This is a genomic window from Amycolatopsis coloradensis (assembly GCF_037997115.1).
Lineage (GTDB): Bacteria > Actinomycetota > Actinomycetes > Mycobacteriales > Pseudonocardiaceae > Amycolatopsis > Amycolatopsis coloradensis_A.
Window position 1 is genome coordinate 3,592,944 of record NZ_CP150484.1, and the last position, 17,491, is coordinate 3,610,434.

Below are 17,491 nucleotides of genomic sequence, written 5' to 3' on the forward strand. Positions count from 1 at the left end.
CTTTCCTTCCCCGCCAAGGAGTTTTCGATGCCCAATTACACCTTCACGGTGAACGGGAAGACCGTCACCGTCGACGCTCCCGCGGATCTGCCCATGCTGTGGGCGCTGCGGGACAAGCTCGGCGTCCGCGGCCCGAAGTACGGCTGCGGGATCAACGTCTGCAAGGCCTGCACCAGCCACCTCGACGGCGAGGCGTTCAACCCGTGCGTGACGCCGGTGTCCGACTGCGCGGGCAAGGAGGTCACCACGATCGAAGGTCTCGCCGACGGTGACGACCTGCACCCGGTGCAGGAGGCCTGGCTGGAGCAGGACGTCGCGCAGTGCGGCTACTGCCAGCCGGGGCAGATCATGGCGGCGGTGGCGCTGCTGAAGAAGACGAAGAACCCGACCGACGCCGAGATCGACGCGATCCAGAACGTCTGCCGGTGCGGCACCTACTTCCGGATCCGCGAAGCCATCAAGAGCGCGGCCGCGAAGCTGTGAAATCCCGCTGATGCGGCGAAAAACTTGGTTTTTCGCCGCATCGGCGGTGCTTCTCGGCTTCGACAGGCCACCTCCGGGCAAGTCGTGTTAGATGACGTGCCCAGGGACTCGACGAGGAGTTCCTGCCCCGGAGGACGTCCATGCACTACCGAACGGTGCTCCGCGAAGGTTCGGCCGCCGTCGTCGCCGAACTGGCCGTGGAGGTCGAAAAGCAACTGCCGGCGCTCATCGACAGCACTGTCGGGCAGATCCGTGCCGAGATGCCGGTGTACCGCGACGCGCAGTTCGTCAGCCACGCCGAACTGCGGACGTCGGTGCGGAACAACCTCGAGTTCGTCATGCGGACCCTCCGCGGCACGGAGGAACCCGACCTCGCCCAGGCGAGGGCGACCGGGCGCGCCCGCGCGCTGCAGGGCGCGCCGCTGCCGGAACTCCTGCGGGCCTACCGGATCGGGCTCACCGAGGTGTGGAACCGGTTCGTCGACCTGACCGCTTCGAGCGAGCACCAGGACCTCCGCGGCCTCGTCGCCGCGACGTCGGCGATCTGGGCGCTGATCGACGACTACGCCGAGGCGCTGACGACGACGTACCGCGACACCACCGCCGAAGTCATGCTGGCGCACCAAAGCAGGCGCTCCGCGTTGGTCGAAGCGCTGTTCGCCGGCGGCGCGGCCACCGAGGGCACGCTGTGGGACATCGCGCGCGTGCTGGAACTCTCGCTCGACGGGACGTATGTGGTCGTCGCCGCCGAGACCCCGCGCGTCGGGCACGAACCGTTGCCCCAGATCGAAAACCGGCTCCGCGAACGGCATCACGCGTCCGCCTGGCGGCTCACTCCGGACCTGCAGGTGGGCGTGGTCTCGATGCGGGATCCGGTGGCGTCTCAGGTGATCATCGAGCTGCTGGGGGAGAACCAGACCGGCCGGATCGGGGTCAGCCCGGTGTTCACCGGCCTCGGGAACACCTCCCGCGCGCTGCATCTCGCGCGTGTCGCGCTCTCCAGCCTGATGCCGGGGTCGACGGGAATGGTGCAGTTCAACGAATCCCCGCTGGCCGGTCTCGTCGCCAGCGCGCCCGAGGCGTCGGTCCAGCTCGCGCACCACGTGCTGCGACCGGTCCTGGACCTGCCCGGCGACGACCGGAACGTGCTCCTGCTGACGTTGCGGGCGTGGTTCGAATGCCAGGGCTCCACGAAACTGACGTCCGAGCGGATGTTCTGTCATCCCAACACGATCCGGCACCGGCTGAAGCGGATTTCCGAGGAACTGGGGCGTTCGCTGACCGACCCGGCCGACATCGCCGAACTCGGTGCCGCCCTGCGCGCGCTCCACATGTTCCCGGACACCTCGCATTTGCCCTCGCCGAGGGATCCGCTGCGCTAGGTTCGCGGCATGGAAAAGTTCGCCATCGGCGGAGACCTGCCCGTACACCGTCTCGGTTTCGGCGCCATGCACCTGCCGACCGAAGCAGGGCCCGGACGCGACAACGCGATCGCCGTCGCGCGGCGCGCGGTCGAACTCGGCATCACGCTGATCGACACCGCGCATCTCTACGGCGGGGGCGCGAACGAGGAACTGCTCGCCGAAGCGCTCCATCCGTACCCCGGCGATCTGGTGATCACCACCAAGGTCGGCGTCGTGCGGACCGGCGACGACTGGAAGTACGACGCACGGCCGGAATCGCTGCGGGTGCAGGTCGACGAAGGGCTGCGGCGGCTGCGCGTCGAGCGGATCGAGCTGCTGCAGTTGCACCGCCTCGACCCGGAGACGCCCCTTTCCGACCAGCTCGGCGCGCTGCGGGACCTTCGCGACGAAGGCAAGATCGGCCGGATCGGGCTGTCCGAGGTCACCGTGGACGAACTCGCGCGGGCGCGGGAGATCGTGGACATCGCGAGCGTGCAGAACCGCTACAGCCTGCTCGACCGTGAGCACGAAGCGGTGCTGGACGCCTGCGAGGCGGCCGGGACCGCTTTCCTGCCTTGGCGTCCGGTGCTCGGCGCCGCGTCTTCCGCCACCGCCGCGCTCACGGCCGTCGCTGCGGAACTCGGGGTGACCACGGCGCAGGTCGGCCTCGCGTGGCTGCTCACGCGGTCGCCGGTGATCCTGCCGATCCCGGGGACGGCGAGCCTCGCGCACCTGGAGGAGAACTTCGCCGCCGCCGACGTCAAGCTGACCGCTGAGCAGCTGGAGCTGCTCACGAAGGCTTGACGGCCTCCACGAGCACCCGCCGCGAGTGCGCGACGAACTTCCCATCGGCCTCGATCATCCGATGGAGTTCCGCGAGCCTGTCGCGGTACTTCTCCACTTCGAACCCCGGCACGATCCAGATCACCTTCCGGAGGAAGTGGACCACCGCGGCGAGGTCGAAGAACTCCATCCGCAGTTTCGCCGGTTCGAGGCGCTCGACCCGCAGTCCGACGGCCTCCGCCTCGACGCGCAGCACGTCGGGCGTCCAGCCGCCGTAGTCCTGCGGGCCGAGGAAGAACTCCTTCAGCTCCCGCACGGTGCCTGCGCCGATCTGTTGCGACAGAAAGGTTCCGCCCGGACGCAGCACGCGGACGATCTCCCGCCACGGATTCGCGATCGGATGGCGGCTGCTCACCAGATCGAAGGACTCGTCGGGGAACGGCAAAGGCGCGTCGTGCTCGGCCTCGACCACCTCGCCGCCCAGCGGCGCGAGGGTCTTCCTGGCGACCTCGACGTTCGGCGGCCAGCCTTCGGTGGCGGCAAGGACCGGCGGCGGTTTCGGGATGCCCGCGAGCACCTCGCCGCCGCCGGTCTGCAGGTCCAGCCCGGCGGCGGCGGCCGCCATCCGCTCGCCGAGCAGCCGCGAGTAGCCCCACGGCGGCCGTTCCTCGGTGGCCCGGCCCTCGAACCACGAGAAGTCCCAGCCTTCGACCGGGACGGCCTCTCCCTCGGCGAGCAGCTCTTCGAACGTCATGCCCGCAGTCTCGGCTCTCCGGGCCGGTGGGGCAACGCGATTAGCTAGCCGGCGTCGGTCGAGCGCTTCCAGAGGTTGATGTCGGCCTCGGTGGCGTAGCGGTCGATCTCGGCCAGCTCCTCGTGGGTGAAGTGCAGGTTCTTCAGCGCGCCGACGTTGTCCTCCAGTTGGGCCACGCTGCTCGCGCCGATCAGCACCGACGTCATCCGCGGGTCACGCAGGCCCCACGCGAGCGCGAGCTGCGCCAGCGTCTGCCCGCGGCGCTGGGCGATCTCGTTCAGCGCCCGGATCTTGCCGAGGGTGCTCTCGGTGATCGTGTCCGGGTTGAGGGACTTCCCTTGCGCCGCACGGGAATTCTCGGGGACGCCGTCGAGGTAGCGGCTGGTCAGCAGTCCCTGCGCCAGCGGCGAGAAGGCGATGCAGCCCGCGCCTTCCGCTTCGAGCGTGTCGAGCAGCTTGTCGCCTTCGAGCCAGCGGTTGAACATCGAGTACGACGGCTGGTGGATGAGCAGCGGGGTGCCCAGCTCGCGCAGAAGTCGCGCGGCCTCGGCGGTCTTCTCCGACGAGTACGACGAGATGCCGACGTACAGCGCGCGTCCGGAGCGGACGGCGGTGTCGAGCGCGCCGACCGTCTCCTCGAGCGGCGTCTCGGGGTCGAAACGGTGCGAGTAGAAGATGTCGACGTAGTCCAGGCCCATCCTGCCGAGCGACTGGTCCAAAGAGGACAGCAGGTACTTGCGCGAGCCCCATTCGCCGTACGGGCCGGGCCACATGTCGTAGCCCGCCTTGGTCGAGACGACCAGTTCGTCACGGTAGGGCTTGAAGTCCGAAGCCAGCAGCCTGCCGAAGTTCTGCTCGGCCGAACCGTAGGGCGGGCCGTAGTTGTTGGCGAGGTCGAAATGGGTGATGCCCAGGTCGAACGCGCGCCGCGCGATGTCCCGCTGGGTGCCCAGTGGCTTGTCGTCGCCGAAGTTGTGCCACAGGCCCAGCGAGATCGCAGGCAGCTTCAGGCCGCTGCGCCCGGTGCGGCGGTAAGGGATGCTCTCGTATCGGCCCTCGGCCGCGACATAGGTGCTCACCGGGCCGATGCTAGTCGCCGGAAGCGCGGGAGAAGAGGGTGGCGACGGCGCCGAGGTGATCTTTGAACGCCGAAGGGCTCTCGACCTCGAAGGGCGCGCCGATGGCGGCGAGGATCAGGACGGGCCAGTCGAAGGTGTCGACGTTCATCGTCAGACGGCAGGACATCTCGTCGATCGCTTCGAGCGCGCCGCCGAGGTACCGCACCGCCGATTCGACCCGGTCCTTCGGCGCGTCGACCCGGACCACCAGTTCGTACGTGGTCGGCCTGGCCTTGATCTGGGCTTCGACGAACTTGACCGCGTCGCCGCCGGGGATCTCGCGCGGCCGGTAGCGCGCGCCGGTCGTGCGCGGATCGCTGAGCCGGTCGACACGGAACGTGCGCCAATCCACCCGGTCGAGGTCCCACGCCACCAGATACCAGCGCCGTCCGAGCGAGACGAGCCGGTGCGGTTCGACCAGCCGCGCGGACTCCTCGCCGCCGCGTGCCGCGTAATCGAACTTCAGCCGCTCGTCGTCCCGGCACGCCTGCGCGATCACCGTCAGGCTGGCCGCGTTGACCCGGGGGCCGGTGACGGCCGCCGGCGTCGTGTACGCCTGGAGCGCGTCGACACGTCTGCGCAGCCGGGGCGGCATCACCTGGACGACCTTCGCCAGCGCCCGGACCGAGGTCTCCTCGATGCCCTCCACCGAACCGCTCGCCGCCGTCCGCAGGCCGACCGCGATCGCCACGGCCTCCTCGTCGTCCAGCAGCAACGGCGGCATGACCGTGCCCGATCGCAACTGATAGCCGCCCGCGACGCCGCGGCTCGCGTTGACCGGATAACCCAGCTCGCGCAGCCGCTCGACGTCGCGCCGCAGCGTCCGCTCGCTCACCTCGAGTTTGTCGCTCAGTTCGGTCCCCGACCAGAAGCGGTGTGTCTGCAGCAGCGACAGCAGTCGCAGCATCCGCGCACTCGTATTCGCCATGAATCCAGGTTCGCTCCGATTCCGGTCAGAAAGTGGCCGGAATTGACTTTAGCGTTGGTCCCATGACGATGACACTGGACACCCCGAGCGGTGTGACCACGGAAAACGTGGAGAAGTCCTACCGCTGGCGCTGGCCCGCGCTGTTCGTGATCCTGACCGGCTCGGTGATGGAACTGCTCGACATGACGGTCACGAGCATCGCCGGACCGGTCATGCGGGAGTCGCTCGGTGGCGGCACGGCGATGATCCAGTGGCTCGGCGTCGCCTACACCCTCGCGATGGTGTCCGGCCTGCTCACCGGCGGGCGGCTCGGCGACATCTTCGGCCGCAAGCGCATGTTCCTCATCGGTGCGATCGGTTTCGTCGTCGGCTCGCTGTTCTGCGCGATCGCGGTGAACCCGGAAATGATCATCACCGCGCGGGTCGTGCAGGGCCTGTTCGGCGCCGCGATGGTCCCGCAGGGCCTCGGCATGATGAAGGAGATGTTCACCGGGAAGGAGCTTCAGTCCGCGTTCGGCATGTTCGGCCCGGTGATGGGGCTCGCCGCGGTCGGTGGCCCGATCCTCGCGGGCTGGCTGGTCGACGCCGATTTCTTCGGCACCGGCTGGCGGATGATCTTCCTGATCAACCTCCCGATCGGCGCGCTGGCCGTGCTCGCCGCGCTGAAGTTCCTCCCCGAATCCCGGCCCGGCGGTTCGCTCACCCTCGACATCCCCGGTGCGCTGCTCGCCACGACCGGCGCGCTGCTGATCGTCTTCCCGCTGGTGCAGGGCCGCGAGTACGGCTGGCCGCTGTGGACGTTCGCGATGATGGCCGCCGCGGTCGTGGTGTTCGGGGTCTTCGCGTGGTTCGAGAAGCGCAAGAGCGGCCGCGGCGGTGATCCGCTGGTGGAGCCGAGCCTGTTCCGCAAGCGCAGCTTCCTCGCCGGGATGGCGACCGGGACGATCTACTTCGCGGCGTTCTCCGGTTTCGGTCTGGTCTTCACGCTGTATCTGCAGCTCGGGCTCGGTTTCTCGCCGCTCAAGGCCGGGCTGACCGGGGTGCCGATGTCGCTGGGGATGATCGTCGGGATGGGCCTGGTGCAGGCGGTGCGCAAGCACGGCCGCAAGGTGCTGCACACCGGCGCGCTGATCATGACCGCCGGTGTGGTCGCCCTCCTGCTGCTCCTCGGCCCGGAGACGGGTCCGTGGCTGATCGCGCCGGCGTTGCTGGTGGTCGGGATCGGCTCCGGGCTGATCATGGGGCCGTACTTCGAGATCGCCCTGTCCGGGGTGGAACCGGCTGAGGCCGGATCGGCGTCGGGTGCGCTGACGTCGCTCCAGCAGGTCGGCGGCGCATTGGGGCTCGCGCTGCTGGGCACGGTGTTCTTCGACGCGGGGACCGCCGACCCGACCGGCGCGGCCCAGCGGACGTTTTGGGTGGTCGCGGTGATGGTGATGCTCACCTTCGCGGTCGGATTCCTGCTGCCGAAGCGGATCCGCGACGTAGAGTCGGCCGGGTAGGCGATCGAGCTGGGAGGCCGCGTGGCTGGGACCGGGTACTTCACATCCGTCGAAGACGTGACGGCGAAGCTCGCCGACACCGGCTACCTGGCCTCCGCGGCCGTCGCCACCACGGTGTTCCTCGCGGACGCCCTCGGCAAGCCGTTGCTGATCGAGGGCCCCGCGGGGGTGGGCAAGACCGAGCTGGCGAAGGCGGTCGCGCAGGCCAGCGGCTCCCGGCTCGTGCGGTTGCAGTGCTACGAAGGCGTCGACGAGTCGCGTGCGCTGTACGAGTGGAACCACGCGAAGCAGCTTCTCCGGATCACGGCCGGTAAGGACGAGACCTGGGACGAAGCCCGCAACGACATCTTCGGTGAAGAGTTCCTGTTGGCCAGGCCGCTGCTGACGGCGATCAAGGGCGACGAACCGACCGTCCTGCTCATCGACGAGACCGACAAGGCCGACGTCGAGATCGAGGGGCTGCTGCTGGAGGTGCTCGGCGACTTCCAGATCACCGTCCCGGAACTCGGCACGATCACCGCCGGCCGCAAGCCGTTCGTGGTACTGACCTCCAACGCGACCCGCGAGCTTTCCGAGGCGCTGCGACGGCGTTGCCTGTTCCTGCACATCGATTTCCCCGACGCGGCACTGGAACAGCGCATCGTGCGGCTCAAGGTGCCGGGCGTCGACGACGCGCTCGCCGCGTCCGTCGTCAAGGTGATCACCGCGCTGCGGGCGATGGAACTGCGGAAGGCGCCGTCGGTCGCCGAAACCATCGACTGGGCCCGCACCTTGCTGGCGCTCGGCGCGGACAGTCTCGGCGAGGACGTCGTCCGCGCGAGTCTCGGCGTCATCCTCAAACACCAGGACGACGTCGTGAAGGCGGACGCGCGGCTGGAACTCGGCAAGGTCCTCGACTCGTGAGCGGTGTGCCGGGCAGACTCGTCGAGTTCGTCGAAGCGTTGCGGGAACACGGGATCCCGGCGGGTCCCAGTGAGACGGTCGACGCCGCCGCGGCACTCGAAGTACTGGGCCTGGCCTCCCGTGAGCAGATGCGCGAAGGGCTCGCGGCGGCGCTGGTCCGGCGCGGCGGCCAGCGTGCGGTATTCGACGCGACGTTCGACATCTACTTCCCGCTCGGCGTCGGCGCGCCCTCGCAGGACCCCGTCGAAGACCTGACCACGTTGCGGGACCGGCTCGCCTCGGCGCTCGCGGCCAACGACCAGACCGAACTGACGCAACTGGCCGGGCTCGCCGTCGACATGCTGGGAGAGTACGGCGGCACGGCGGGCACCGGCGGGTGGTCGGCGCACCAGACCCTGGAACGGCTTCAGCCGCAGACGCTCGTGGTCCGCGTGCTCGAAGCGATCCGCGCGGGCGGCCAGGAGGATTTCACCGACAGGCTGGACCGCGACGACGTCCGGCGTCGGGTCGAAGGCTTCCGTGGGCTGGTACGGACCGAAGCCCGCCGGAGAGTGGCGGAAGTCCGTGGCAGGGAACGGGTTTCGCGGCACGCCGTCCCGCCGGCGGCCGACCGCGTCGACTTCCTGCTCGCCAGCCGCGCGCAACTCGCCGAACTCCGCCGCGTCGTCCAGCCGTTGTCGCGCAAACTCGCCACTCGGCTGGCCGCCCGGCGACGGCGGCACGCGCGCGGGCAGATCGACCTGCGCCGGACGCTGCGGCGCTCGCTGTCCACCGGTGGCGTCCCGATGCGGCCGTCGTACCGGCGGCATCGGCCGGGGAGGCCGGAAATCGTGCTGCTGTGCGACATGTCGGGCTCGGTGGCCGGATTCGCGAACTTCACCATGCTGCTGGTGCAGGCCTTGCGCGACCAGTTCAGCAAGGTGCGGGTGTTCGCGTTCATCGACGCGTGCGACGAGATCACCCACCTCGTCGACACCGGTGCCGCCGATCCGGAGGACCTCGGCGCGCGCATCCTCGCCGACGCGGAACTGACCCGCTGGGACGGGCACAGCGACTACGGGCACGCGCTCGGCGAGTTCGCCGAGCGCTACTCGGACGCCGTGGGGCCCAAGACGTCCCTGCTCATCCTCGGGGACGCCAGGACCAACGGCGGCGACCCGAACCTGGAGGCGGTGCGCGGAATGGCCGCCGCCGCGAGGCATACGTACTGGCTCAATCCCGAACGGACCGCGCTGTGGTCCACCGGGGACTCCGAGGCGCACGCGTACGCCCAGGTCGTCGAGATGCACGAATGCCGGAACGTGCACCAGCTGACGCGGCTGGTGGCTCGTCTGGTCTCGTGAGGTTCAGGGTTTGAGCGCGGCCTTGCCGTAGGCGTCGGCGTTGCTGAACACTTCCTGCCCGTACGCGGTGGAGTTGTTGTAGGTCAGCACCGCGGTCCACCAGCCGGCGGGGTCTCCGAGGTCGCCGCCCCGCGCGCACATGTACCGCGCGGTCGTCATCGCCGCGTCGTCGATGTTCTGCGGGTTCGGCGCGGCGCCGTCGCCGCTCGCGCGGACGCCGTACCGCTTCCAGGTGGCGGGCAGGAACTGCATCGGCCCGACCGCGCGATCCCACTTCGGGTCGCCGTCGAGGGCGCCCTTGTCCGTGTCGACGACCGCCAGCACACCGGGGGAGCCGTCGAGCGGGATGCCGATGATCGGCGGCGTCACGACGCCGTCCTCGCCGGCGCGGGAACCGTCGTGCCGGGCGTGCTGGGACTCGGTCCGGCCGATCCCGGCGATGGTCGCCCAGGTGATTTCGCAACGAGGAGTGGTCTTCACGGTCTTCTCGGCAGCGTTCACGTACGCCCGCAGCGTGCGCGAGGGGATGTCCGTGTTCTCCGACACCTTCGCGATCCAGGCGTCTTTCGCGGGCTCCGCGGGCAGCGGCCCGGCGTCGCCTGGGATGGCCGAACGCGGGGCGGGCTTGAGCGCGGGGACCACGAATTCCGGCTTGACCGGCACCGGCTCACGGTCGTTGAGGCTGATCACGACCCAGACGGCACCGGCGACCAAGGCGCCCACGACCAGGAGCGCGAGCATCACACAGCCGCGCGGGCCGCGCTTGCGGGGCGGCGGTTGCCACTGGTCCAGCAGGTCCAGCGTCGAAGGGGACGAAGCGGTCACCGGATCCACGGTACGTGACGAATGTGGAGAACTTGTGTGGCCCACCCCCCGCGTTTCGTCCTCTGAACGCGGACCTTGCGCGTGCAACTACCGCAAGTAGAGGACTAACTGCGGGGTGCGATCGCCCCCTTTGCCCTGTTGACAGCGCTTCACCCGAATGGTGAGACTAGTCCGCGTTAGGAAGGTTTCTTAACAAGGGCACGCCGCGCCCCTGCTTCACGGAACGCAACGACGCTTCTGAAGGAGGCACAAAGTGGTACGCCCAAGATGGCGGGCGGCGCTGGTCACGGTGCTCACGGCCGCCTCGGTCCCGATCTCCGCCCAGGCCGTTTCCGCGGCTCCAGTCCGCTATGAAGCCGAGAACGCGACGATCTCGCGCGGCGTGGTCGAATCCAACCACACGGGCTTCACCGGATCCGGCTTCGTCAACTACGACAACGTCACCGGTAGCTACGTCGAGTACACCGTCAACGCGGCGCAGGCCGGACAGCACACGCTGACCTTCCGCTACGCCAACGGCACCACCGCCAACCGCCCGCTCGACATCACGGTCAACGGCGCGATCGCCGTCGACGACCTCGGGTTCGCCGGCACCGGCGCGTGGACGACCTGGCGCACCGTCACCACGACGGTGAACCTCGCCGCGGGCGCCAACAAGATCCGCACCACCGCCGTCACGGCGAACGGCGGTCCCAACGCGGACTCGCTGTCGGTCGAGGCCGACGGCGGTTCCAACGACACCGAAGCGCCGTCAGCGCCGGGCTCGCCCACCACGTCGAACGTGAGCTGTGGCAGCGTGACCCTGACCTGGCAGGCGTCGTCCGACAACGTCAGCGTCGCCGGGTACCGCGTCCTGCGGAACGGGCAAACCGTTGCCACGACGGCGAATCCGCCCGCGACGGTGACCGGTCTCGCCGCGTCGACGGCCTACTCGTTCACGGTGGTCGCCTACGACGCGGCGGGGAACACGTCCGCGCCGAGCGCCACCGTCTCCGCCACCACGCCGGCGTGCGGTACCGGGACACCGGTGTCCATCAACGGAAAGCTCCACGTCTGCGGCGTCAAACTGTGCAACCAGTACGGCAAGCCCATCCAGCTGCGGGGGATGAGCACGCACGGGATCCAGTGGTACAGCCAATGCGTGAAGACCGCCTCGCTGGACGCGCTGGCCAACGACTGGAAGGCCGACATCCTGCGCGTCGCCATGTACATCCAGGACGACGGCTACGAGAGCAACCCGCGCAAGTTCACCGACATGATGCACAACTACATCGAAGAGGCGACGAAACGCGGCATGTACGTCCTCGTCGACTGGCATCAGCTCGACCCGGGCGACCCGAACGCGAACACGCATCTCGCGAAGACGTTCTTCACCGAGATCGCCCAGCGGCACAAGGACAAGGTCAACATCATCTACGACGTCGCGAACGAACCGAACGGCGTCAGCTGGGCGGACGTGAAGCGGTACGCCGAAGAGGTCATCCCGGTGATCCGTGCCCAGGACCCCGACAGCGTCGTCTTCCTCGGGACGCACGGCTGGTCGACCTTCGGCATCTCCGACCAGCGCGACGAGACCGACATCCTGAACAACCCGGTCAACGCCACCAACATCATGTACACGTTCCACTTCTACGCGGCGTCGCACCAGGACGAGCACTACGACGCCCTGGCGCGGACGGCCGACCGGCTCCCGGTGTTCGTCACGGAATTCGGCACCCAGACCTACACGGGTGACGGCGGGAACGACTTCACGTACTCGCAGAAGTACCTGGATCTGCTGGCCGCCAAGAAGATCGGCTGGACGAACTGGAACTTCTCCGACGACTTCCGCTCCGGTGCCGTGTTCAAGACCGGAACCTGCGCCGGGAACTCCTTCACCGGCACTTCGATGCTGAAGCCCGCCGGTGTCTGGGTGCGGGACCGCATCCGCACGCCGGACGACTTCCCGACCGGCTGACCCGGACGCCTCGTGCCCGATGTCCTCACCGGGCACGAGGCGTTCCCCGGCATGGCAGACTCCGCCGGAGGAACGCGTGGCTCACCAGCCTCATCGCCGTGGCCGGGACCCTGCTCGGCTCGACGTCGACCTTCTTGTTCCAGCGGCTCAACACCGCTCGCACCGAGCGATTCACCCGCGAAGAACGGCTTCGCCAGGACCGGACGGAAGCCTGTGCCGACTTCGCTGGCGCGATCACCGGCTCCGCCGTGGTGCCGTCAGTCTCTGGCTTCTGCGCCGGCGTGCCGCCCCTGACGCCGAGGATCTGCGCGCCGCGTTCACCGAATCCGACGTTCTCGGCGCCGCGGCCGACCATGCCGAACTGGCCGGTCACGAAGAGCGGTGCCAGCGGGCGCTCGATGCCTTCATCGACGCCGCGGGTGCCCAGGTGTGCGGCGTCAGGCCAGCCAGGCGTCGATCTCTTGGTGGATCGAACGTTTGAGTTCGGCGGATGCGAAGGACGCGTCGACGGACGCCCTGGCGAGGCCCGCGAGCGCGAGGTCGTCGTAGGCGAACGCCTCGCGAGTGCGCAGGAACTCGTCGGTCAGCGTCGTCCCGGTGACCGAAGGGACATCGGTGCTGAGCGTGACCACGAGCCCGGCGTCGACCAGCCGGGGGAGCGGGTGCTCCTCGAACGCGGGAACCAGCCCGAGCGTCACGTTCGACGACGGGCAGACCTCCAGCGCGATACCGCGTTCCCGCACCTCGGCGACCAGCGCGACGTCCTCCAGGATCCGGATGCCGTGGCCGATCCGTTCGCTGTGACCGACCTCCAGGGCCTCGCGGATGCTCGCCGGGCCGGCGTCCTCGCCCGCGTGGTGGATCAGGTGCAGCCCCGCCTCCTCGGCCTCGTCGCAGATCCCGGCGAACGGCGCGAGCGGGTACTTCTCCTCCCCGGCGAGCCCGATCGCGAACACCCCGTCCGGCGCGTACCGGCGTGCCAGGCCGAGGGTGAGCCGGGCGCGTTCGACCGACCGGCGGCGCGAGTGGTCCAGCAGCACCCGCCAGTGGAGCCCGTACTCGGCCGCCCCCACCGAGAGTCCTTTGAGGACGGACGCCAGCGGCATGTCCGGCTCTCCCAGTCGTTCGCCGTGCGAAGCCGCCGTGAAGGTGACCTCGGCGTAGCGGACGCCGTCCGCGACCTGGTCTTCGCAGAACTCGCGCGCCACCCGTTCGAAGTCCTCGGGCCTCCGCAGGCAGGACCGCAGCAGCCCGTTGTAGTCACCGAACGCACGGAAGCCGTCGAACACGGGTTGTTCCGCGGGTACCGCGACGCCGTTCGCCTCGCCGAGGTCACGGAGCGTGTCCGGCCGGATGGTGCTTTCCAGGTGGACGTGCAGATGCGCCTTGGGCAGCAGAGAAAGATCCCGCATGAGCACCAAGTTAGCGGTCACGGCCCTCGTCTCGCGCCCGGTTTTCCGGCGGCCGGATATCCGAAATGAGTGATTCGGCTCGCCGCGGGGAACCCCCGGGGCACCACCGGTCGTTGAGCAGGACACCAGACGACCCCGAGGAAAGGGACCACAGTGCCTCTACTGCGGAAGTTGACCGCCCTGGCCGGCACCGCCGGGGCCGTGCGCGCCTACGTGCGGAAGAACCCCGAGAAGGTCTCCAAGGTCGTGAACAAGGCCGCGACCTTCGTCGACCACAAGACCAAGGGCAAGTACCACAGCCAGATCGACGGCGCGGTGCGCAAGGTCGACGGGATGACCGGGCGGCCGCGACGCCCCTACCAGCCCTAAGCTTCAGCGAGCGTCTCGAGGATCTGCTCGCCGTATTTGGCGAGCTTGTTCTCGCCGACCCCGCTGACGGTACCCAGCTCCTGCAGCGTGGTGGGCCGTTTGGTGGCGATCTGGCGCAGGGTCGCGTCGTGGAAGATCACGTACGCGGGCACTCCCTGCTCCTTCGCCGCCGCGGCCCGCCACGACCGCAGCAGCTCGAACACCGGCGCCGCCTCGGCCGGCATGTCGGCGGCCGCGGCCTTCTTCGCGCTGGACCGGGCCGCGGCCTTCGCCACCCGCTCCGGCTCGCGCCGCAGCTGGACCTTCCGCTCCCCGTTCAGCACCTCGGCACTGCCCTCGGTCAGCACGAGCGAGCCGTAGTCGCCCTCGACCGCCGCGAGCCCCTGCGCAAGCAGCTGCCGCACCACGGCCCGCCACTCGGGCTCCTTCAGCTCCGTGCCGATCCCGAAGACCTTCAGGGAATCGTGCCGGTGCTGGGTCACCTTCGGCGTCGACTTGCCGAGCAGGATGTCGATGATCTGCCCCGCGCCGAACTTCTGGCGCCGCTCGTTCTGCAGCCGGACGATGGTCGACAGGATCTTCTGCGCCGGGATCGTGCCGTCCCAGGTCTCCGGCGGCGCCAGGCAGGTGTCGCAGTTGCCGCAGGGCTCGCTCCGCTGCCCGAAATAGTTCAGCACCTGCACACGACGGCATTCGACCGTTTCGCACAGCGCCAGCATCGCGTTGAGGTGGGCGCTCAGCTGCCGCTTGTGCGCGTCGGACCCCTCCGACATGTCGATCATCTTGCGTTGCTGGACGACATCCTGGAGGCCGTACGCCAGCCACGCCGTCGACGGCAGCCCGTCACGGCCCGCGCGGCCGGTCTCCTGGTAGTAGCCCTCGACGGACTTCGGCAGGTCCAGATGCGCGACGAACCGTACGTCGGGCTTGTCGATACCCATGCCGAACGCGATCGTCGCGACGACGATCAGCCCGTCCTCGCGCAGGAACCGCGACTGGTGCTTCGCGCGGGTCCGCGCGTCCAGCCCGGCGTGATACGGCACCGCCGGAATCCCGTTCTCCACCAGGAAATCCGCGGTCTTCTCGACCGAGTTCCGCGACAGGCAGTAGACGATCCCCGCGTCACCCTTGTGCTCGGTGCGCAGCAGCTCCAGCAGCTGCCGCTGCGGCGAGTTCTTGCCGACGATCCGGTACTGGATGTTCGGCCGGTCGAAGCTCGCGACGAAATGCCGCGCGTCCTCCAGGTTGAGCCGGGACGCGATCTCGGCGTGCGTCGCCTTGGTGGCGGTGGCGGTGAGCGCGATCCTCGGCACGTCCGGCCAGCGCTCGTGCACCGCGGACAGCATCAGGTAGTCGGGGCGGAAGTCGTGACCCCACTGGGAGACGCAGTGCGCCTCGTCGATCGCGAACAGCGAGATCTTGCCGCGGTCGAGCAGCCGCACCGTCGACTCCACCGAGAGCCGCTCGGGTGCCAGGTACAGCAGGTCCAGCTCGCCGGCGACGAACGCGGCCTCGACCCTGTTCCGCTCGGCGTAGTCCTGTGTCGAGTTGAGGAAACCCGCGCGGACGCCGAGGTTGCGCAGCGCGTCGACCTGGTCCTGCATCAGCGCGATCAAGGGGGAGATCACCACGCCGACGCCCGGCCGCACCAGCGCCGGGATCTGGTAACACAGCGACTTGCCGCCGCCGGTGGGCATGAGGACGAGCGCGTCACCGCCTGCGATGACGTGTTCGACGATGGCGTGCTGGTCGCCGCGGAAGTCGTCGTAGCCGAAGACGCGGTTCAGCGTTTCGAGGGCTTCCGAGGTACCGATGTCGGGGACTGCCACCCGGACGATTCTAGGGGCGGGGTCCGACAGTCGACGCGCCCGCGCACCTCAGCGCGGGAACTCCCAGTCCAGCGCCCGGTTTCCGGTGACGACCGGCCGGTAGCCGCCGTCGACGGGCCCGCCGGTCTCGAGCGCGGTCGCGGTCTGCTCCAGCAGTCCGGTCAGGGTCGCGGGCCGGTGATCGAAGCTCACCGAACCCTCGTGGTTCCAGTCGCCGAGCCGCCCGGTGCCGGTGCGCTGGTCGAGGAAGAGCCCGTCGCCACCGCCGTCGACGGCGACGGGCAGGAACCGCCCGTGCCACCAGTGGCCGACGTTGTCGTCCAGCCCGCTCGAGATCAGCACGTCGCACATGACCTTCGCTTGGCTCGCGATGGTTTCGGTGGAAGCGAGGTGGTGGAACGGGGGCAGGGCGAAACTTTCGCCGATGCCCGAAACGCCGTCGTGCCGAAGCAGGAAGGCGACGAGTTCGGCGGGCAAGGGGATGCCGGTCTCCCGTTGTGCCTGGGCGATCCGTGCGAGCGTCGCGGGCGGGCGGAGGCTCGCCGCCGTCGTCGGCGCGTGGGCCTTGAGCCACCGCTCGACGCGCTCCCAGGCGGCGTTCACCCGGCGGGTGGTCGCCTCGGGGACCGGATCGAGCGCGGCCGGGCCCTGTCCCAGGCGGCAGCCGCTGTCGACGGTGAGCGTCGGCCGGGTCGTGGGCGCGGGCGCGGCGGTCGAGTAGGACGGCGTACGTGGTGTCGTCGGCGGGGCCGCCGGGTACCACTGCGCTCCCTTGTCCTGCCCGCCACGCACCGTGACCGCGAAAACGAGCCCCAGCACGATGACGACACTCGCTACGGCGATCACGGCGGCACGCCCCCACCCCTTGCGCATGGGGCCGACCCTAGTCGCCGTCTTCGGCGGCCTTCCGGCGTTCACGGCGGCCGCGCGCGATCTCGGTGGCGAGCGCGTCGAGCGGACCGGTCCAGAACCGCCGGTACTGGTCCAGCCAGCCGTCGATCTCCTTGAGCGGGCCCGGATCGACCGAGTACAGCCGTCGCGCGCCCTCGGCGCGGACAGTGGTGAAGCCGTTCTCGCGCAGGACGCGCAGATGCTGGGAGACCGCGGGTTGCGAGATCCCGAACTCGGCGCGGACCACCGTGGTCACGTCGCCGGAACTCTGTTCCCCGCCCGCCAGCAGTTCCAGGATCCGGCGGCGCACCGGGTCCCCGAGGACGTCGAACGCGTGCATCCGGCAACTATCACGGCGTGGGCTTATATAAGTCAAGGTTGTAAGGCAGGGGTCACCTTGCGGTGGCATCGTGGGCGGGGACGCAGGAAGGGGATTCGATGAAACTGGCCGAAGTGGTGGCCGACGGGTTCGGCCGCGTCCAAGAGGTCGTGCACGACGCCGTCGAGGGGTTGAGCGCCGACCAGTTGACCGCGAGCCCGGCGCCGGGTGCGAACACGATCGCCTGGCTGGTCTGGCATCTGACCCGGGTGCAGGACGATCACGTCGCCGACCTGATGGGTACCGAGCAGATCTGGACCGCGCAGGACTGGATGGGCCGCTTCTCGCTGCCTTTCCCGGCGTCGGACATCGGATACGGACATCGCCCCGAGGACGTCGAGGCCGTTCGTGCCGGCTCCGCCGACCTGCTGACCGGCTACTACGACGCGGTGCACGAAGCGACGACGGCATGGGCCGCCGGACTCGGCGAAGCCGACCTCGACCGTATCGTCGACGAGGCATGGGATCCGCCCGTCACTCTCGGGGTTCGCCTGGTCAGCGTGCTTTCCGACGATCTCCAGCACGCCGGGCAGGCGGCGTACGTCCGAGGGCTCGTACTCCGCGATACGTAGGCGAGGTGCCGCTCCACGACGGACGACGGGAACGCCGCCC

Annotated in this window: 18 protein-coding genes; 9 read left to right on the forward strand and 9 right to left on the reverse strand. The window is 69.3% G+C overall.

The genetic code is table 11. The annotated features are described in order from the left end of the window. Positions 1 to 27: 27 nt before the first annotated feature. The 3 genes from LCL61_RS17160 (at position 28) to LCL61_RS17170 (ending at position 2,690) form a co-directional block, all read left to right on the forward strand. On the forward strand, positions 28 to 483 hold the full coding sequence (locus tag LCL61_RS17160; protein WP_340687736.1) for a (2Fe-2S)-binding protein: 456 nt from the start codon (positions 28 to 30) through the stop codon (positions 481 to 483). Between the two features lie 140 nt (positions 484 to 623). Continuing rightward, on the forward strand, positions 624 to 1,865 hold the full coding sequence (locus LCL61_RS17165) for a helix-turn-helix domain-containing protein (protein WP_340687737.1): 1,242 nt from the start codon (positions 624 to 626) through the stop codon (positions 1,863 to 1,865). A gap of 9 nt (positions 1,866 to 1,874) precedes the next feature. Then, a complete protein-coding gene (locus tag LCL61_RS17170; protein ID WP_340687738.1) occupies positions 1,875 to 2,690 on the forward strand; it encodes an aldo/keto reductase in 816 nt (271 codons plus the stop codon). On the opposite strand, the gene LCL61_RS17175 is transcribed toward LCL61_RS17170, so the two are convergent. Genes LCL61_RS17175 through LCL61_RS17185 form a run of 3 tightly spaced genes read right to left on the reverse strand, consistent with a single transcriptional unit; the run spans position 2,677 to position 5,469 of the window. Then, positions 2,677 to 3,423: a class I SAM-dependent methyltransferase gene (locus tag LCL61_RS17175; RefSeq protein ID WP_340687739.1), complete on the reverse strand. Its 747-nt coding sequence runs from the start codon at positions 3,421 to 3,423 to the stop codon at positions 2,677 to 2,679. The two genes, LCL61_RS17170 and LCL61_RS17175, sit on opposite strands and share 14 nt — an antisense overlap. 44 nt (positions 3,424 to 3,467) lie before the next feature. Next, a complete protein-coding gene (gene mgrA / locus LCL61_RS17180; protein WP_340687740.1) occupies positions 3,468 to 4,502 on the reverse strand; it encodes an L-glyceraldehyde 3-phosphate reductase in 1,035 nt (344 codons plus the stop codon). A gap of 10 nt (positions 4,503 to 4,512) precedes the next feature. After that, the gene (locus LCL61_RS17185) at positions 4,513 to 5,469 is read right to left on the reverse strand and encodes a YafY family protein (RefSeq protein ID WP_340687741.1); all 957 of its coding nucleotides are present in this window, start codon (positions 5,467 to 5,469) and stop codon (positions 4,513 to 4,515) included. A 62-nt stretch (positions 5,470 to 5,531) separates the two neighbouring features. On the opposite strand from LCL61_RS17185, the gene LCL61_RS17190 reads away from it, so the two are divergent. From LCL61_RS17190 to LCL61_RS17200, 3 genes are read left to right on the forward strand one after another with little or no spacing between them, the layout of a single operon-like run. Continuing rightward, positions 5,532 to 6,971, forward strand: a complete 1,440-nt coding sequence (locus tag LCL61_RS17190; RefSeq protein WP_340687742.1) for an MFS transporter — start codon at positions 5,532 to 5,534, stop codon at positions 6,969 to 6,971. Positions 6,972 to 6,992: 21 nt separating this feature from the next. Continuing rightward, complete coding sequence (locus LCL61_RS17195; RefSeq protein ID WP_005155088.1) at positions 6,993 to 7,874, forward strand: AAA family ATPase; 882 nt, start codon at positions 6,993 to 6,995, stop codon at positions 7,872 to 7,874. Then, positions 7,871 to 9,217, forward strand: coding sequence for a vWA domain-containing protein (locus LCL61_RS17200; protein ID WP_340687743.1), 1,347 nt, complete (start codon positions 7,871 to 7,873; stop codon positions 9,215 to 9,217). The genes LCL61_RS17195 and LCL61_RS17200 overlap by 4 nt, the downstream gene beginning before the upstream one ends. Positions 9,218 to 9,220: 3 nt before the next feature. On the opposite strand, the gene LCL61_RS17205 is transcribed toward LCL61_RS17200, so the two are convergent. Beyond that, entirely contained in the window at positions 9,221 to 10,042 is an 822-nt protein-coding gene (locus tag LCL61_RS17205; RefSeq protein ID WP_340687744.1) for a lytic murein transglycosylase, read from the reverse strand. A 253-nt stretch (positions 10,043 to 10,295) separates the two neighbouring features. Here LCL61_RS17205 and LCL61_RS17210 point away from each other — a divergent pair, with 253 nt between their 5' ends. Continuing rightward, a complete protein-coding gene (locus LCL61_RS17210) occupies positions 10,296 to 11,999 on the forward strand; it encodes a cellulase family glycosylhydrolase (RefSeq protein ID WP_340687745.1) in 1,704 nt (567 codons plus the stop codon). A 25-nt stretch (positions 12,000 to 12,024) separates the two neighbouring features. Here LCL61_RS17210 and LCL61_RS17215 read toward each other — a convergent pair whose 3' ends face one another. Then, complete coding sequence (locus tag LCL61_RS17215) at positions 12,025 to 12,372, reverse strand: hypothetical protein (protein ID WP_340687746.1); 348 nt, start codon at positions 12,370 to 12,372, stop codon at positions 12,025 to 12,027. A 64-nt stretch (positions 12,373 to 12,436) separates the two neighbouring features. Continuing rightward, positions 12,437 to 13,411 carry an adenosine deaminase gene (gene add, locus LCL61_RS17220; RefSeq protein WP_340687747.1) on the reverse strand — a complete coding sequence of 325 codons (975 nt, stop codon included), beginning with the start codon at positions 13,409 to 13,411 and terminating at the stop codon, positions 12,437 to 12,439. Between the two features lie 153 nt (positions 13,412 to 13,564). Between add and LCL61_RS17225 the strand changes: the two genes are divergently transcribed. Continuing rightward, a complete protein-coding gene (locus LCL61_RS17225; RefSeq protein WP_340687748.1) occupies positions 13,565 to 13,780 on the forward strand; it encodes an antitoxin in 216 nt (71 codons plus the stop codon). On the opposite strand, the gene recQ is transcribed toward LCL61_RS17225, so the two are convergent. Genes recQ through LCL61_RS17240 form a run of 3 tightly spaced genes read right to left on the reverse strand, consistent with a single transcriptional unit; the run spans position 13,777 to position 16,840 of the window. After that, positions 13,777 to 15,609 carry a DNA helicase RecQ gene (gene recQ, locus LCL61_RS17230; protein WP_340687749.1) on the reverse strand — a complete coding sequence of 611 codons (1,833 nt, stop codon included), beginning with the start codon at positions 15,607 to 15,609 and terminating at the stop codon, positions 13,777 to 13,779. The genes LCL61_RS17225 and recQ overlap by 4 nt on opposite strands. Positions 15,610 to 15,657: 48 nt before the next feature. Then, positions 15,658 to 16,482, reverse strand: a complete 825-nt coding sequence (locus tag LCL61_RS17235; RefSeq protein ID WP_340687750.1) for an SMI1/KNR4 family protein — start codon at positions 16,480 to 16,482, stop codon at positions 15,658 to 15,660. Positions 16,483 to 16,492: 10 nt separating this feature from the next. Beyond that, positions 16,493 to 16,840 carry a metalloregulator ArsR/SmtB family transcription factor gene (locus LCL61_RS17240; RefSeq protein ID WP_340687751.1) on the reverse strand — a complete coding sequence of 116 codons (348 nt, stop codon included), beginning with the start codon at positions 16,838 to 16,840 and terminating at the stop codon, positions 16,493 to 16,495. Between the two features lie 98 nt (positions 16,841 to 16,938). On the opposite strand from LCL61_RS17240, the gene LCL61_RS17245 reads away from it, so the two are divergent. Further along, the gene (locus tag LCL61_RS17245; RefSeq protein ID WP_340687752.1) at positions 16,939 to 17,451 is read left to right on the forward strand and encodes a mycothiol transferase; all 513 of its coding nucleotides are present in this window, start codon (positions 16,939 to 16,941) and stop codon (positions 17,449 to 17,451) included. The last annotated feature ends 40 nt before the right edge of the window (positions 17,452 to 17,491 follow it).

Bases quoted from the DNA above. Each gene is read 5' to 3' on its own strand.
- LCL61_RS17160 (WP_340687736.1), top strand. From the start codon at position 28: ATGCCCAATTACACCTTCACGGTGAACGGGAAGACCGTCACCGTCGAC.
- add (WP_340687747.1), bottom strand. From the start codon at position 13,411: ATGCGGGATCTTTCTCTGCTGCCCAAGGCGCATCTGCACGTCCACCTG.
- LCL61_RS17170 (WP_340687738.1), top strand. From the start codon at position 1,875: ATGGAAAAGTTCGCCATCGGCGGAGACCTGCCCGTACACCGTCTCGGT.
- LCL61_RS17245 (WP_340687752.1), top strand. From the start codon at position 16,939: ATGAAACTGGCCGAAGTGGTGGCCGACGGGTTCGGCCGCGTCCAAGAG.
- LCL61_RS17165 (WP_340687737.1), top strand. From the start codon at position 624: ATGCACTACCGAACGGTGCTCCGCGAAGGTTCGGCCGCCGTCGTCGCC.
- LCL61_RS17190 (WP_340687742.1), top strand. From the start codon at position 5,532: ATGACGATGACACTGGACACCCCGAGCGGTGTGACCACGGAAAACGTG.
- LCL61_RS17240 (WP_340687751.1), bottom strand. From the start codon at position 16,840: ATGCACGCGTTCGACGTCCTCGGGGACCCGGTGCGCCGCCGGATCCTG.
- LCL61_RS17175 (WP_340687739.1), bottom strand. From the start codon at position 3,423: ATGACGTTCGAAGAGCTGCTCGCCGAGGGAGAGGCCGTCCCGGTCGAA.
- LCL61_RS17235 (WP_340687750.1), bottom strand. From the start codon at position 16,482: ATGCGCAAGGGGTGGGGGCGTGCCGCCGTGATCGCCGTAGCGAGTGTC.
- LCL61_RS17185 (WP_340687741.1), bottom strand. From the start codon at position 5,469: ATGGCGAATACGAGTGCGCGGATGCTGCGACTGCTGTCGCTGCTGCAG.